Here is a 12,554-nt window from a genome sequence, read left to right on the forward strand (position 1 = left end):
GGGTCGCGGTGGGGGGGGCATAGACGGGGGCCGCAGCGGGTGCGGCCATCGGCGCCATGCCCGCAGGACCGGCGGGCGGCATCCGTTGCACGGACGAGGCGCAACCGGCCAGCGCTCCTGCGGTCAGGACCAGCATCGCCGCCTGTGTCACCCATGCCTTGCGGATCATCGCCTGTCACCCCTGCCGACCCTGTTCCGGGCCTTTTCGCTGCCATCATAGGCCCGTGCCGGGGGCTTGAGAAGCCGTCGCCGGGATCACGTTCAGATCAGGGCATCCCTGCCACAGGGCCGGCGCCGGGTGCCGCAGAGCGCGCGCCAATTCACGCTTGGCCTGAAATGATGAGCCCCAAGATCCTGCGCCCAGAGATCCTGCGCCCAGAGATCCTGCACCCGTGGGACATCCTGCGCCTGTGGCATGGCGCGCGCCCCACAATGGGGGCACGCGTCAGGTCAGCTATAGGCGGCGAGGAACAGGGACGCGGTCGCGGCGGCCGTGTCATCGGCCCGGTCCGGGGCCAGGTCCGCGCCGTCCAGCAGGGCGCGATGCTGCAACTGTCCGATCAGCATGGCGACCATTTGCCGGGCCGAGGTCATGGCGTCGTGCAGCCGCACCTCGTCCAGCGCGATCCAGCCCTCGATCAGCCGGGCCAGCGGTGCCACGATCCGGTCGTTCATGGTGCGGTCATAGGTCTGCGCGTCTTCGGGAAAGCGTGCCGCCTCGGCGATGACGACGCGGTGCAGATGCAGGCGCGGTTCGGTCATCAGCCATTGCGCCAGACCGGTCATGATGATCGGCAAAGCCTCGGATGCGGGTCCGGACTGGTCCGGGTCGAAGGGCAGCTGCTTGAACGCATCGTCCAGCGTCGAGCGCAGGACTTCGCGGAACATCAGGCGCTTGTCGGGGAAATAGCTGTAAAGCGTCGCCTTGGATACGCGCGCCGATCGGGCGATGTCATCCACGCTGGCCCCCGAGAAGCCGTCGCGCAGAAAGATCTCTGCCGCGCCGTTCCTCACCTGATCGAATTTACGTCCCTGGGTAATCCGTGATTGGTGGGTCATTTGTAAACATCTCGCCTGGCTACACAAAACTGGATGGCACGTTTTCCGTATGAACGAAAGAGTTGACATGCGCTAACACTAATTGCGTGGCAACTAATCGTGCAGAGGTTGATAACGCTAATTAGCCCGCGTCTTTTTGCTGATTAATAAGGCAGAAATTGCGGCTTTTGACGTATTCGGCGGTGGCGGGGTTGCAATGTTTCGCCTAGCCTGAAGGTCGCAGGCCGCCTGCGACGTCATCAGGAGGAGACTGAGCCATGTCCGTCAATACCACCTCGTTCCGGGATTCGGTCGATCGCATGTTCACCCATGCCGCTGGCCTGATGGACCTGCCGCCGGGGCTGGAGGAGAAGATCCGGGTCTGCAATTCGACCTATACGGTTCGGTTCGGGGTACGGCTGCGCGGGCAGATTCACACCTTTACCGGATACCGGTCGGTGCATTCCGAACATATGGAGCCGGTCAAGGGCGGCATCCGCTATTCCTTGGATGTCAATCAGGACGAGGTCGAGGCCCTGGCGGCGCTGATGACGTATAAATGCGCGCTGGTCGAGGTGCCGTTCGGCGGCTCCAAGGGGGGGCTGTGCATCGATCCGCGCGCCTGGAACGAGGACGAGCTGGAACGGATCACCCGGCGCTTTACCTATGAGCTGTCGCGGCGGAACCTGATCTCTCCGTCGCAGAACGTGCCGGCGCCCGATATGGGCACGGGCGAGCGCGAGATGGCGTGGATGGCGGATGCCTATAAGCGGCTGCATCCCGATGACATCAACGCCAAGGCCTGCGTGACCGGCAAGCCGCGCACCGCAGGCGGCATCGACGGGCGGGTCGAGGCGACCGGGCGCGGTGTGCAATATGCGCTGCGCGAGTTCTTCCGCCATGACGATGTGATGAAGATGGCGGGTCTGACGGGGACGCTTGGCGGCAAGCGGGTGATCGTGCAGGGTCTGGGCAATGTGGGCTATCACGCGGCGCAGTTCCTGTCGGCCGAGGATGGCTGTCTGGTGACCGGCGTGATCGAACGGGACGGCGCGATCGCGAACCCTCAGGGCATCAATATCGACGCGCTGCGGGGCCATATCCGCGCGACCGGCGGTGTCAAGGGGTTCATCGGCGGCGATTACCGCGAGAACGGGCTGGCGATGCTGGAAGAGGAGTGTGACATCCTGATCCCCGCCGCCGTGGAAAGCGTGATCCATGCCGGGAATGCCGATCGCATCACCTGCAAGCTGGTGATCGAGGCCGCGAACGGTCCCGTCACCGCCGATGCCGATGCGATGCTGCGGGCGAAGGGTATCGTCATCATTCCCGACATGTATGCCAATGCGGGCGGCGTGACCGTGTCCTATTTCGAATGGGTCAAGAACCTGTCGCAGATCAGTCTGGGCCGGCTGGAGCGTCGCCACGAAGAGGCCCGCGCCCGCATGATCGTCGAGGAGCTGGAGCGGCTGTCGGCGGATTCGGGGCTGAACTGGACCCTGTCCAAGGGCTTCAAGGAGGCCTTCCTGACCGGCGCGGACGAGCTGGAACTGGTGCGGTCGGGGCTGGACGACACGATGCGCGAGAGCTTCAAGAAGATGAAGGAGGTCTGGATGAGCAATCCCAAGGTCGGGGATCTGCGCACTGCGGCCTATGTGGTGGCGATCCGGCGGATCTCGAACGTGTACAACTCTCTGGGGCTGTAGACCGGGGGCTGTAGCACCGGGTGGGACAGTAGAAAGAGGGGGGCGCTGCCCCCCGTCCTGCGGACTCCCCCCGGGATATTTCCGTGAAGAAGAAGGGGCGGGGTCTAGCGCGGGGCGGCGGCGCGGCGCAGGCGGTCGTTGATCGCGGCGCCGAGGCCGTGTTCAGGGATCGGCGCGACCGAGATCGGGCGCCCCTGCGCATCGGCGCGGCGCAGCAGGTCGAACAGGCGGGCGGCGGCCTGAGTGAGGTCGCCGTCGTCCGACAGGCTGAAAGGGCCGGGCTGGCCGAAGCTGAGATGAGTCTCGTCCGGTCGGGGCTGCGCATTCAGGCGCAGCGGGGCTGTGGGGGCGTAATGGCTGGTCAGCTGGCCCGGCGCATTCGGGGCCGCAGGGTCGGCCTGATGGTGGGCCAGGGGCTGGTTCAGCGCGGCCTCGATGCTGTCCGCCGGGATGCCGCCGGGGCGCAGCAGGGTAGGCTGGCCGTCCTGCCAGCCGATGATCGTCGATTCGAGGCCGACCGGGCAGGGTCCGCCATCCAGCACCGCCGCGATGCGTCCGTCCAGCCCGCCTTCCGGATCGAGGACATGGGCGGCGCTGGTCGGGCTGATCCGGCCCGAGGCATTGGCCGACGGTGCGGCCAGCGGCAGGCCAGCGGCGCGCAGCAGCGCCTGTGCCACCGGATGGGCGGGGACGCGCAGCCCGATCGTGTCCAGCCCTGCCGTTACCAGCCCGGCGATCGGGCTGTCCGGGCGCAGGGGCAGGACCAGTGTCAGCGCGCCGGGCCAGAAGCGGTGCGCCAGGTGCAGCGCCTGTTCAGAGAACTGCGCCAGCGCCTGCGCCGCCGCCAGATCCGGCACATGCACGATCAGCGGATTGAAGACCGGCCGCCCCTTGGCCGCATAGATCGCCGCCACGGCATGGGCATTCGTGGCATCGGCGGCCAGGCCATAGACCGTCTCGGTCGGGATGGCCACGCAGGCGCCCGTCGCCAGCAGGCGGGCGGCCTGGGCCAGTCCGGGGCCATCGGGGATCAGTCGCAGGGTCTGCATTCGTGACGCGGGGTTTCGGTTGAGCCTGAGGGGATCGCGGCCCAAGATGCCGCCTGACCGCTGTTGATAGACGCGCCGGGTCCCAATGCCAAGGCGCCAGGAGGAACCCGAGATGAGCTTCAAGGCCCCCGTCGAGCAGATCGACTTTATCCTGACCCATATCGTGCCCTTTGCGGAACTGGCCCGCACCGATCGCTTTGCGGATGCCACGCCCGAAACCGCCCGCGCCATTCTGGCCGAGGCGGGCAAGCTGGCGCAAAACGTGCTGGCGCCGTTGAACCGGGCGGGCGACACTCATCCGGCGCGGCTGGAAAACGGCGTGCTGCGGTCCTCTCCGGGGTTTATCGAGGGGTTCCGGGCGATTGCTGAGGGGGGCTGGGTCGGTGTCTCGGCCGATCCCGATCACGGCGGGATGGGCCTGCCGCAGGCGCTGAACATGGCCGTGTCCGAGATGATGTCGGGCGCCTGTCTGGCCTTGCAGCTGAACCCCTTGCTGACGCAGGGCCAGATCGAGGCGCTGGAGCATCACGCCAGCGACGCGCTGAAGGCGTTATATCTGCCCAAGCTGATTTCGGGCGAGTGGTCGGGCACGATGAACCTGACCGAGCCGGGCGCGGGCAGCGATGTGGGGGCGCTGGTGACGCGGGCCGAGCCTGCGGATGACGGCAGCTATCGGCTGACGGGGCAAAAGATCTATATCACCTGGGGCGACAGCGACGTGACCTCGAACGTCTGTCATCTGGTGCTGGCGCGGCTGCCGGGTGCGCCCAGGGGCACGCGGGGGATCAGCCTGTTCATGGTGCCCAAGTTTCTGCCCGATGATCAGGGCAATCCCGGGATCGCCAACGATCTGAAGGTCGTCAGCCTTGAGGAAAAGCTGGGCATTCATGGCAGCCCGACCTGCGTGATGTCCTATGACGGCGCTGTCGGCTGGCTCGTGGGCGAGGAAAACAAGGGCATGGCCGCGATGTTCACGATGATGAACGTGGCCCGGCTTGGCGTCGGCATGCAGGGTGTGGGCGTGGCCGAGGCGGCGCTGCAGGCGGCGGTCCGCTATGCGGTGGACCGCGACCAGATGGGGCCGATCATCGGTCATCCCGATGTGCGCCGGATGCTGGGCACCGCGCGGGCCGAGGTGTTTGCGGCGCGGGCCATCGGGCTGGCCTGCGCCACCGCCATCGATCTGTCCCGCGCGACGGATGATCCCGATCAGGCGGCGCGGGCGGCGTTCCTGACGCCCATCGCCAAGGCCTATGGCACGGATTTGGGCATCCGGGTGGCCGATATGGGCGTGCAGGTTCATGGCGGCATGGGCTATGTCGAGGAAACCGGGGCCGCGCAGTATCTGCGCGATGTGCGCATCACCTCGATCTATGAGGGGACGAACGGGATTCAGGCGATGGATCTGGTGGGCCGCAAGCTGTCGGACGGGGGCGAGGCCGCGATGCGCCTGCTGGACGAGGTTCTGGACGGCGCCAAGGCCGCGCAGGGTGCCCATCCCGAGCTGGCCCACCAGCTGTGGCAGGCTGCCGAGACGCTGCGCGAGGCGACCCAGACCCTGCTGGACCGCGACATGGCCGACCGCTTTGCCGGGGCCGTGCCCTATCTGACCGCCTTTGCGCGGGTGCTGGGCGGGCATTATCACCTGCGCGCCGCCTTGGCGGGCGGGGCGTCGCATCAGGCGCTGGCGCGGGTCTTCATGGCGCGGGTGCTGCCCCATCATGCGGGCGATCTGGCCGAGGCCCTGGCGGGCGCGAACGATCTGACCGGGATCGACGATGCGGCGCTGGCCGGCGATTTCGCGGCGTGATCCGCACGCCCTTTGACCAGCCCCCGGCCGAAGGCACCGCGATCACCGTGGCGCCGGGCGTGTTGTGGATGCGGCTGCCGCTGCCGATGAAACTGGATCACGTAAACGTCTATGCGCTGCAGGATGACGAGGGCTGGACCATCGTCGATACCGGCTTTGACAGCCCGCAGGCCCGCGCGATCTGGCAGGGGCTGCTGGACGGCCCTTTGGCAGGACAGCCGGTGGTGCGGGTGATCGGCACGCATCACCATCCCGACCATATCGGGCTGGCGGGCTGGTTCATGGAACGCGGTGCGGATCTGTGGATCAGCCGCACCGCATGGCTGATGGCGCGGATGCTGGTGCTGGATGTGCAGGACCGGGCCAGCCCGCAGGCGCTGGCCTTCTGGCGGCGGGCCGGAATGCCGCCCGAGATGCTGGACCTGCGGGCGGCGGAACGGCCCTTCAACTTTGCCGATGTGGTCCATCCGTTGCCGCTTGGCTTCACCCGTCTGGCGCAAGGCGATGTCGTCACCTTTGGCCGCAGGCGATGGCGGGTCGCGATGGGGCATGGCCATGCGCCCTGCCACGCGACCTTCTGGTCGCTGGATGATGATCTGGTGATCGGGGGGGATCAGCTGTTGCCCTCGATCTCGCCCAATCTGGGGGTCTATCCGACCGAGCCCGAAGCCGATCCGGTGGGCGAATGGCTGGACAGCTGCACCCGGCTGCGCGAACTGGCACGCCCGGATCAGCTGGTGCTGCCGGGCCACAAGCTGCCCTTTACCGGGCTGCCCTTCCGGCTGGATCAGCTGATCGCCAATCACCGCATGGCGCTGGACCGGCTGGCGCAGGCCCTGACGCAGGGCCCGCGCACGGCGGTGGGCTGCTTCGACATCCTTTATCGCCGCCGCATCGGGGACGGCGAATTCGGGCTGGCGCTGGTCGAGGCGGTGGCCCATCTGAACCACCTGCATCGCGCGGGCGTGATCGGCCCGGTGGGCGAAACCGGGGGTGCGGTGCTGTGGGGGGCGTGACAGGTCGCGGGCTTTCGGCTATCGCAGGGACAAACGCAGGCAAAAGGGGGCATCCATGGCCGATTACGACAACAAACCCGAAGCGACCCAAGGGTCGATGGATCTGACCGACCACAAGAAGACCTTTGCGGGCTTCATCCGCGCCTCGACCTGGGTTCTGGGGCTGTCGGCTGCAATTCTGATCTTCATGGCGCTGACAAACAGCTGAACGGACAAGAAACCCAATGAAAAGACGCGTCTTTCTGGCAGCAGCACTGCCCGCCACGCTGGCGGCCTGCGGTGGCGAAAAGATCTGGGCCAGCGACGAGCGGTTGCGGGCGGCGCGCTATGTCTCGCCCGAGCCGCCCTCGGTCACGCTGTTGACGGTGATCGGCATTCCGCGCGGCGAAGGCGGACATTCGGGACTGATGTTCAACGGCAGCCAACGCGTCATCTATGACCCGGCGGGCAGCTGGCAGCACCCCGAGATCCCCGAGCGCAACGACGTGCTGTACGGGATCGACGACAATTTCAAGAATTTCTATATCGATTACCACGCCCGCTCGACCTATTGGGTGGCCGAGGACACGGTGTTCGTCACGCGTGAGGTCGCCGATCTGGCGATCCGCCGGGCTGAACAGAACGGCGCGGGCGGAAAAAGTTTCTGCGCGGTCGAGTCGGGCAAGGTTCTGTCGGGCGTGCCGGGGTTCGAGACCGTGCCGCGCGGGTTTTCGCCGTTGCGGCTGCGCAACTGGTTCCTGACCCTGCCGGGCGTGCAAAGCAAGCGTCACTATGACGGTGATCCGGCCAACAACCATGACGTCCTGCTGCGCCAGAAGGACGGGCAGGTCGTGGGCTATCCCAGAAGGTAAAGCAGCCCGAACAGGGTGATCGCCCCGGCCAGAATGGCCAGCATCACATTGCGCGTGACCACGCCGACCGCGACCGTCGCGGCGGCGGCGGCCATGCGGGCGGGATCGGTCGCCCCGCCGGTCGCCGCAGGCCAGACGACCAGCGGCGCCACCAGCGCTGGCAGCACCGCCACCGGCGTATAGCGCAGCATCCGCAGCACCCAGCCCGGCAGCTCGCGCTGGCCCAGAACGCCCAGAAACGACCAGCGGATCAGATAGGTGCCGACCCCCAGCACAAGAATGATCGTCCAGATGGTCAGTGCGGATGCCTGCATGTCAAAGGGCCTTTCGTTCGGTCCGGGCCTCGATCAGCGCGCCCGTGGCCATGCCCAGGGGCGCCGCGATCAGCAGTCCCAGCCCCGAGGGCAGCCCGGCCAGCACCAGCGCCGCCACGATCGCGACGAAGCAGGCAGCCAGATGGGCGGGGGTGCGCAGCATCGGCGCGATCATCGCCAGAAAGGTGATCGGCATGGCGAAATCCAGCGCGATATCATCGGGGATCGCCTGACCCAGGGTCGCGCCCGCCCATGTCGCGCCGATCCAGGGCAGGCACAGCATCAGCGCCGTGCCCGCGAAATAGGCCAGCCTTTGGGACAGCGACAGCGCCGGGTGGCGTTCGTAATGCTGGATCGACAGCGCATAGCTTTGATCGATCAGCGCATAGGCGACCCATGCCTTTTGCCGACCCGAGGCATCGCGCAGCCATGGCAGCAAAGAGGCCGAATACATCGCCATCCGCAAATTCACCGCCAGCCCCGACAGGATGATGATGAACGCGGGGGCGTTGTCGGTCAAAAGCTGCACGGCGGTGAATTGCGACGCGCCCGCCAGCACCAGCACCGAAAACCCCATGACCTGCGCCAGATTCAACCCCGCCTCGGTCGCCACGACCCCGAACAGGACCGCAAAGGGGACGATCACGACCAGAAAGGGCAGGCATTGCACCATCCCGTGCCGGAACGCGGCGCGCGGGCTGCGGGCCAGCGCGCGGACTGATGCCTCGTCGGCGGCGGCCTGCCGCGGAGACGGCCGGGATTGGGGGGCGGGGGACATGGTGCTTTCGTCTTCCTGCGTTTCGCGGCACCTTGCTTGCATGATGCGCAACTCAAGACAAGGCCAGCCGGACCGGATCCTGCATCCGGTCCCCGACCTGCTGCTGGGGCAGGCGGCGGCGCTGTGGCGTGCCCATTTCGGCGGGTGGTTCTGGCCGCGCCGGGTCGATGCCGCGCATGGGCTGGTGGCGGTGGATGCCGGTGGCAGGGTCACGGGCGTGATGGGGCTGCGCGACGGGGTGGGCGGATTTGGCGTGGGACGCCCGCTATGGCCGGGTTGGCTGTACCGTCCGGCGCCGCCCACGGCAGATCTGGTCATCGACGGGCTGGCGGTCATCGCGCCGCGTCAGGGCACCGGGCGGGCGCTGGTCGCCGCTGCCCGGCAGGCCGCCGCGCGAACAGGCCGCCCCGGATTGCGGGCCGAGGTGCGGGCCCGGAACCGGGGCGCGCTGGCGTTTTATAAGGCGCTTGGATTCGTGCCCGAGGGGTGCGGGCGCTATGGCCTGCCTTGGTGGGGGCAGGTCCATCTGTTGCGGCTGGCGGTTCCGCCTGCGGGTGATGATCGCTAGCCGAACACGCCCGAGACGCGGCCCAGCAGCATGAACGCCCGGGCCGAGCGACTGTCGGCCAGCACGGCGATCTGCATGTCGTCCAGCTGCGGCACGATTCCGGCGATCATCGTGTCGAAATGGCGCAGGAAGTGATGCGCCGCATCCCGGAACACCTCGTCCCCGCGCAGCATGGCGGCGGCGATCTCCAGCGCCTGCGGCTGGTGGATGCCGCCAAGGGCCGCGACTGCGCTGCCGCGATCGCCTTCGGCAAAGCGGCGCCAGACATCGGGACGGGCCGGGTCGGGCGGCAGGTCGTCCATATAGACATCCTGCCCCGCCAGCAGCGTGACGACATCCTGCGCGGCGCGCAGGACACGGGAATGGGCGGGATCCTTCAGCGCATCGCGCAGCGCCTCGATCGCATCGTGATCGTCGGGGCCATCGGGAAAATTCAGCGCCCGGATCAGCGTCCCGGGATCGACCGGCGTGCCGCCCTGCGGATCGAAACGCAGCGCCGCCTGACGCTGGTCGGGCGTCGCGCGGGGCTTGGCCGCAGCCTGCGCCGGCGGCGGAGTCGTCGCCGCACGGGCCGGGCGGATGGCCGAGGCGGGCGCACGATCGGTCGCGGCCGGGCTGCGTTCGGGTTCGGATCGGGCCGGTTCGGATCGGGCAGGCTCTGGCCGGGGGGGCGTGGCCTGCGACAAGCCGGGGCGCAGGTCGTCGGCGCCGATCTCGTCCCCGTTGGGCAGGGCGGCGCGCATCACCGACAGGCTGAGACGCAATTCCTCGGCATCGGCGCGCAGGATCGCCAGTTGCCGGGCCAGCGACACGCCCAGCCAGATCAACGCCAACGGCAGCACGACGCCCGCCACCACCACCAGCCGCGCGATGCCGCCCGCGCCGCCATCCCCGCCGGGCGCCAGCAGCCAGAACAGGGCCACCAGAAACAGCCAGCCCCCGGTCAGTGCCATCCCGACCGAGGTGATGCGGTCGCGGCGCGACAGGCTGGTGATGCGGGCAATCAGGGACATGGGGTCTTCCGGAACTGAAGGGGTCATCCGTAGCGGATCTCGACGATCTCATAGCTGCGCTGGCCACCGGGGGTGGTGACATCGACGCTGTCGCCCTCGTCCTTGCCGATCAGCGCGCGGGCCAGAGGCGAGCGGATGTTCAGCAGTCCGCGTTCGATATCGGCCTCGGCCTCGCCCACGATCTGGTAATTGCGCTCTTCCTCGGTGTCCTCGTCGATCAGCTTGACGCGGGCGCCGAACTTGACGCTGCCCGACAGCTTGGCCGGGTCGATCACCTCGGCGCGCGACAACAGGCTTTCCAGTTCCTTGATCCGCCCCTCGACAAAGCCCTGTTTCTCACGCGCGGCGTGATATTCGGCATTCTCGGACAGATCGCCATGCTCGCGCGCCTCGGCGATGGCGCGGATGATGGCGGGGCGTTCCTTTGATTTCAGCTCTCCCAGTTCGCGCTCCAGCGCGTTGGCGCCGGTGGGGGTCATCGGTATCTTTTCCATCGCTGCCCTGTCCTTATGGGATGCGTCGCCAGTCGGGTGCCAAACCAACGCCCCTGCCATGACAAGATGGCAGGGGCGCGGAGCGGTGATCAGGGGATATGGTCACCAATTTGACGCCCAATGCAAGCCTGCATGGCATCATGGGCCGGTTTCGGCGCGACCCACCGCCGCGTCACGATTGCCCCCCGGACGCCGGGCCGCTATCTGTTCAGCCAGCCAGATCGCCCAGGGAGATGCCAGCACATGACCGATCAGACCCAGACAGCCCCCGATCAGACCCCGCGTGAATCGATGGAATACGATGTCGTCATCGTGGGCGCGGGACCGGCGGGCCTGTCCGCCGCGATCCGGCTGAAGCAGATCGATCCCGATCTGTCGGTGGTGGTGCTGGAAAAAGGCTCCGAGGTCGGCGCGCATATCCTGTCGGGCGCGGTGCTGGACCCCTGCGGGCTGGACCGGCTGATCCCCGACTGGAAGGCGCAGGGCGCGCCGGTCACGACCGAGGTCACCGACGACAATTTCTATGTGCTGGGTGCTGCTGGTCAGGTGCGGGTGCCGAACTGGCCGATGCCGCCGCTGATGTCGAACCACGGCAATTACATCGTCAGCATGGGCAATGTCTGCCGCTGGCTGGCCGAACAGGCCGAAGCGCTTGGCGTCGAAATCTTCCCCGGCATGTCCGCCAGCGAGATCGTGTGGGACGGCAATCGCGTGCGTGGCGTCGTCGCGGGCGAGTTCGGGCGCAATCCCGACGGCACCCCCGGCGACGGATACGAGCCGGGGATGGAGTTGCATGGCAAATACGTCTTTATCGCCGAGGGCGTGCGCGGGTCGCTGGCCAAGCAGATCAACGAACGGCTGAAGCTGACCGAAGGCGCCGATGCGCAGAAATTCGGCCTTGGCATGAAGGAAATCTGGGAGGTTTCGCCCGAGAAATTCAAGCAGGGCCGCGTCGTGCATACGATGGGCTGGCCCTTGGGCAAGAATGCGGGCGGCGGCAGCTTCATCTATCATTTCGAGAAAAATCAGGTGCTTGTCGGTTTCGTGGTTCACCTGAATTATCAGAACCCGCATCTGTATCCCTATATGGAATTCCAGCGCTTCAAGCATCATCCGATGGTGGCCGAGCTGTTGGAGGGGGGCAAGCGCATCAGCTATGGCGCCCGCGCGATCAGCGAGGGCGGCTGGCAATCGCTGCCGCAGCTGTCCTTCGACGGTGGCGTTCTGCTGGGCTGTTCGGCGGGGATGGTCAACGTGCCGCGCATCAAGGGCAACCACAATGCGATGATCTCGGGGATCGAGGCGGCCGAGGCTGCGGCAGAGGCGATCGCCGCGGGACGCATGGGCGACCGGCTGACCGCCTATGACGATGCGGTGCGCCATGGCGCGATCGGGGCCGATCTGAAAAAAGTCCGCAACGTCAAGCCGATCTGGTCGCGGCTTGGTCTGTCGGCCAGCCTGATGCTGGGCGCGGTGGATATGTGGACGGCCAATCTGACCGGCTGGAACCCGCTTGGCACCTGGAAACACGGCAAATCCGACGCCACCGCCACCGGCAAGGCCGCTGATTTCGCGCCCATCGACTATCCCCGCCCGGATGGCAAGCTGTCCTTCGACCGGCTGACGAATGTCGCCTTCAGCTTTACCAATCACGAGGAAAGCCAGCCCTGCCATCTGCGCCTGCGCGATGCCTCGGTTCCCATCGCGGTCAACCTGCCCCAATATGCCGAACCCGCGCAGCGATACTGCCCGGCAGGGGTCTATGAGGTGGTCGAGGATGCGGAAGGCCCGCGCTTCGTGATCAATTTCCAGAACTGCGTACATTGCAAGACCTGCGACATCAAGGATCCCAGCCAGAACATCGTCTGGACCGTGCCACAGGGGGGCGACGGGCCGAATTACCCGAATATGTGATGA

The 12,554-nt window shown here is 67.0% G+C and carries 13 protein-coding genes; 7 read left to right on the forward strand and 6 right to left on the reverse strand.

Going from position 1 to position 12,554, the window contains the following annotated elements; translation table 11 throughout:
- Positions 1-450: 450 nt before the first annotated feature.
- Positions 451-1,059 carry a TetR/AcrR family transcriptional regulator gene (locus EG885_RS11345; protein WP_131574591.1) on the reverse strand — a complete coding sequence of 203 codons (609 nt, stop codon included), beginning with the start codon at positions 1,057-1,059 and terminating at the stop codon, positions 451-453.
- Between the two features lie 257 nt (positions 1,060-1,316).
- Between EG885_RS11345 and EG885_RS11350 the strand changes: the two genes are divergently transcribed.
- A complete protein-coding gene (locus tag EG885_RS11350; RefSeq protein WP_131574592.1) occupies positions 1,317-2,744 on the forward strand; it encodes a Glu/Leu/Phe/Val family dehydrogenase in 1,428 nt (475 codons plus the stop codon).
- Between the two features lie 104 nt (positions 2,745-2,848).
- On the opposite strand, the gene EG885_RS11355 is transcribed toward EG885_RS11350, so the two are convergent.
- Positions 2,849-3,793 (reverse strand): L-threonylcarbamoyladenylate synthase, encoded by a 945-nt coding sequence (locus EG885_RS11355; protein ID WP_131574593.1) that lies wholly within the window; start codon positions 3,791-3,793, stop codon positions 2,849-2,851.
- Between the two features lie 112 nt (positions 3,794-3,905).
- On the opposite strand from EG885_RS11355, the gene EG885_RS11360 reads away from it, so the two are divergent.
- From EG885_RS11360 to EG885_RS11375, 4 genes are read left to right on the forward strand one after another with little or no spacing between them, the layout of a single operon-like run.
- Positions 3,906-5,603: an acyl-CoA dehydrogenase family protein gene (locus EG885_RS11360; RefSeq protein ID WP_131574594.1), complete on the forward strand. Its 1,698-nt coding sequence runs from the start codon at positions 3,906-3,908 to the stop codon at positions 5,601-5,603.
- On the forward strand, positions 5,600-6,619 hold the full coding sequence (locus EG885_RS11365; RefSeq protein ID WP_242679617.1) for an MBL fold metallo-hydrolase: 1,020 nt from the start codon (positions 5,600-5,602) through the stop codon (positions 6,617-6,619). Before EG885_RS11360 ends, EG885_RS11365 begins: the two co-directional genes overlap by 4 nt.
- 55 nt (positions 6,620-6,674) lie before the next feature.
- Positions 6,675-6,827: an aa3-type cytochrome c oxidase subunit IV gene (locus EG885_RS11370; protein WP_131574595.1), complete on the forward strand. Its 153-nt coding sequence runs from the start codon at positions 6,675-6,677 to the stop codon at positions 6,825-6,827.
- A gap of 16 nt (positions 6,828-6,843) precedes the next feature.
- Positions 6,844-7,470, forward strand: coding sequence for a hypothetical protein (locus tag EG885_RS11375; RefSeq protein ID WP_131574596.1), 627 nt, complete (start codon positions 6,844-6,846; stop codon positions 7,468-7,470).
- Here EG885_RS11375 and EG885_RS11380 read toward each other — a convergent pair.
- Together EG885_RS11380 and EG885_RS11385 are read right to left on the reverse strand one after the other, a co-directional pair.
- Entirely contained in the window at positions 7,455-7,784 is a 330-nt protein-coding gene (locus tag EG885_RS11380; protein WP_131574597.1) for an AzlD domain-containing protein, read from the reverse strand. The two genes, EG885_RS11375 and EG885_RS11380, sit on opposite strands and share 16 nt — an antisense overlap.
- A 1-nt stretch (position 7,785) precedes the next feature.
- Positions 7,786-8,457: an AzlC family ABC transporter permease gene (locus EG885_RS11385; RefSeq protein WP_165571117.1), complete on the reverse strand. Its 672-nt coding sequence runs from the start codon at positions 8,455-8,457 to the stop codon at positions 7,786-7,788.
- 148 nt (positions 8,458-8,605) lie between these two features.
- Here EG885_RS11385 and EG885_RS11390 point away from each other — a divergent pair, with 148 nt between their 5' ends.
- A complete protein-coding gene (locus EG885_RS11390) occupies positions 8,606-9,130 on the forward strand; it encodes a GNAT family N-acetyltransferase (RefSeq protein WP_165571114.1) in 525 nt (174 codons plus the stop codon).
- Here the strand turns inward: EG885_RS11390 and EG885_RS11395 are convergent.
- Positions 9,127-10,143: a hypothetical protein gene (locus tag EG885_RS11395; RefSeq protein WP_131574600.1), complete on the reverse strand. Its 1,017-nt coding sequence runs from the start codon at positions 10,141-10,143 to the stop codon at positions 9,127-9,129. The two genes, EG885_RS11390 and EG885_RS11395, sit on opposite strands and share 4 nt — an antisense overlap.
- A gap of 23 nt (positions 10,144-10,166) precedes the next feature.
- Positions 10,167-10,637 carry a transcription elongation factor GreA gene (greA, locus tag EG885_RS11400; protein ID WP_131574601.1) on the reverse strand — a complete coding sequence of 157 codons (471 nt, stop codon included), beginning with the start codon at positions 10,635-10,637 and terminating at the stop codon, positions 10,167-10,169.
- Between the two features lie 243 nt (positions 10,638-10,880).
- Here greA and EG885_RS11405 point away from each other — a divergent pair, with 243 nt between their 5' ends.
- Positions 10,881-12,551, forward strand: a complete 1,671-nt coding sequence (locus tag EG885_RS11405) for an electron transfer flavoprotein-ubiquinone oxidoreductase (RefSeq protein ID WP_131574602.1) — start codon at positions 10,881-10,883, stop codon at positions 12,549-12,551.
- The last annotated feature ends 3 nt before the right edge of the window (positions 12,552-12,554 follow it).

It is taken from the genome of Paracoccus nototheniae, assembly GCF_004335005.1.
Classification (GTDB): Bacteria; Pseudomonadota; Alphaproteobacteria; order Rhodobacterales; family Rhodobacteraceae; genus Paracoccus; species Paracoccus nototheniae.

Bases quoted from the DNA above. Each gene is read 5' to 3' on its own strand.
- EG885_RS11345 (WP_131574591.1), bottom strand. From the start codon at position 1,059: ATGACCCACCAATCACGGATTACCCAGGGACGTAAATTCGATCAGGTG.
- EG885_RS11375 (WP_131574596.1), top strand. From the start codon at position 6,844: ATGAAAAGACGCGTCTTTCTGGCAGCAGCACTGCCCGCCACGCTGGCG.
- EG885_RS11370 (WP_131574595.1), top strand. From the start codon at position 6,675: ATGGCCGATTACGACAACAAACCCGAAGCGACCCAAGGGTCGATGGAT.
- EG885_RS11395 (WP_131574600.1), bottom strand. From the start codon at position 10,143: ATGTCCCTGATTGCCCGCATCACCAGCCTGTCGCGCCGCGACCGCATC.
- EG885_RS11385 (WP_165571117.1), bottom strand. From the start codon at position 8,457: ATGGTGCAATGCCTGCCCTTTCTGGTCGTGATCGTCCCCTTTGCGGTC.
- EG885_RS11350 (WP_131574592.1), top strand. From the start codon at position 1,317: ATGTCCGTCAATACCACCTCGTTCCGGGATTCGGTCGATCGCATGTTC.
- EG885_RS11405 (WP_131574602.1), top strand. From the start codon at position 10,881: ATGACCGATCAGACCCAGACAGCCCCCGATCAGACCCCGCGTGAATCG.
- EG885_RS11355 (WP_131574593.1), bottom strand. From the start codon at position 3,793: ATGCAGACCCTGCGACTGATCCCCGATGGCCCCGGACTGGCCCAGGCC.
- EG885_RS11390 (WP_165571114.1), top strand. From the start codon at position 8,606: ATGCGCAACTCAAGACAAGGCCAGCCGGACCGGATCCTGCATCCGGTC.
- EG885_RS11360 (WP_131574594.1), top strand. From the start codon at position 3,906: ATGAGCTTCAAGGCCCCCGTCGAGCAGATCGACTTTATCCTGACCCAT.
- greA (WP_131574601.1), bottom strand. From the start codon at position 10,637: ATGGAAAAGATACCGATGACCCCCACCGGCGCCAACGCGCTGGAGCGC.
- EG885_RS11380 (WP_131574597.1), bottom strand. From the start codon at position 7,784: ATGCAGGCATCCGCACTGACCATCTGGACGATCATTCTTGTGCTGGGG.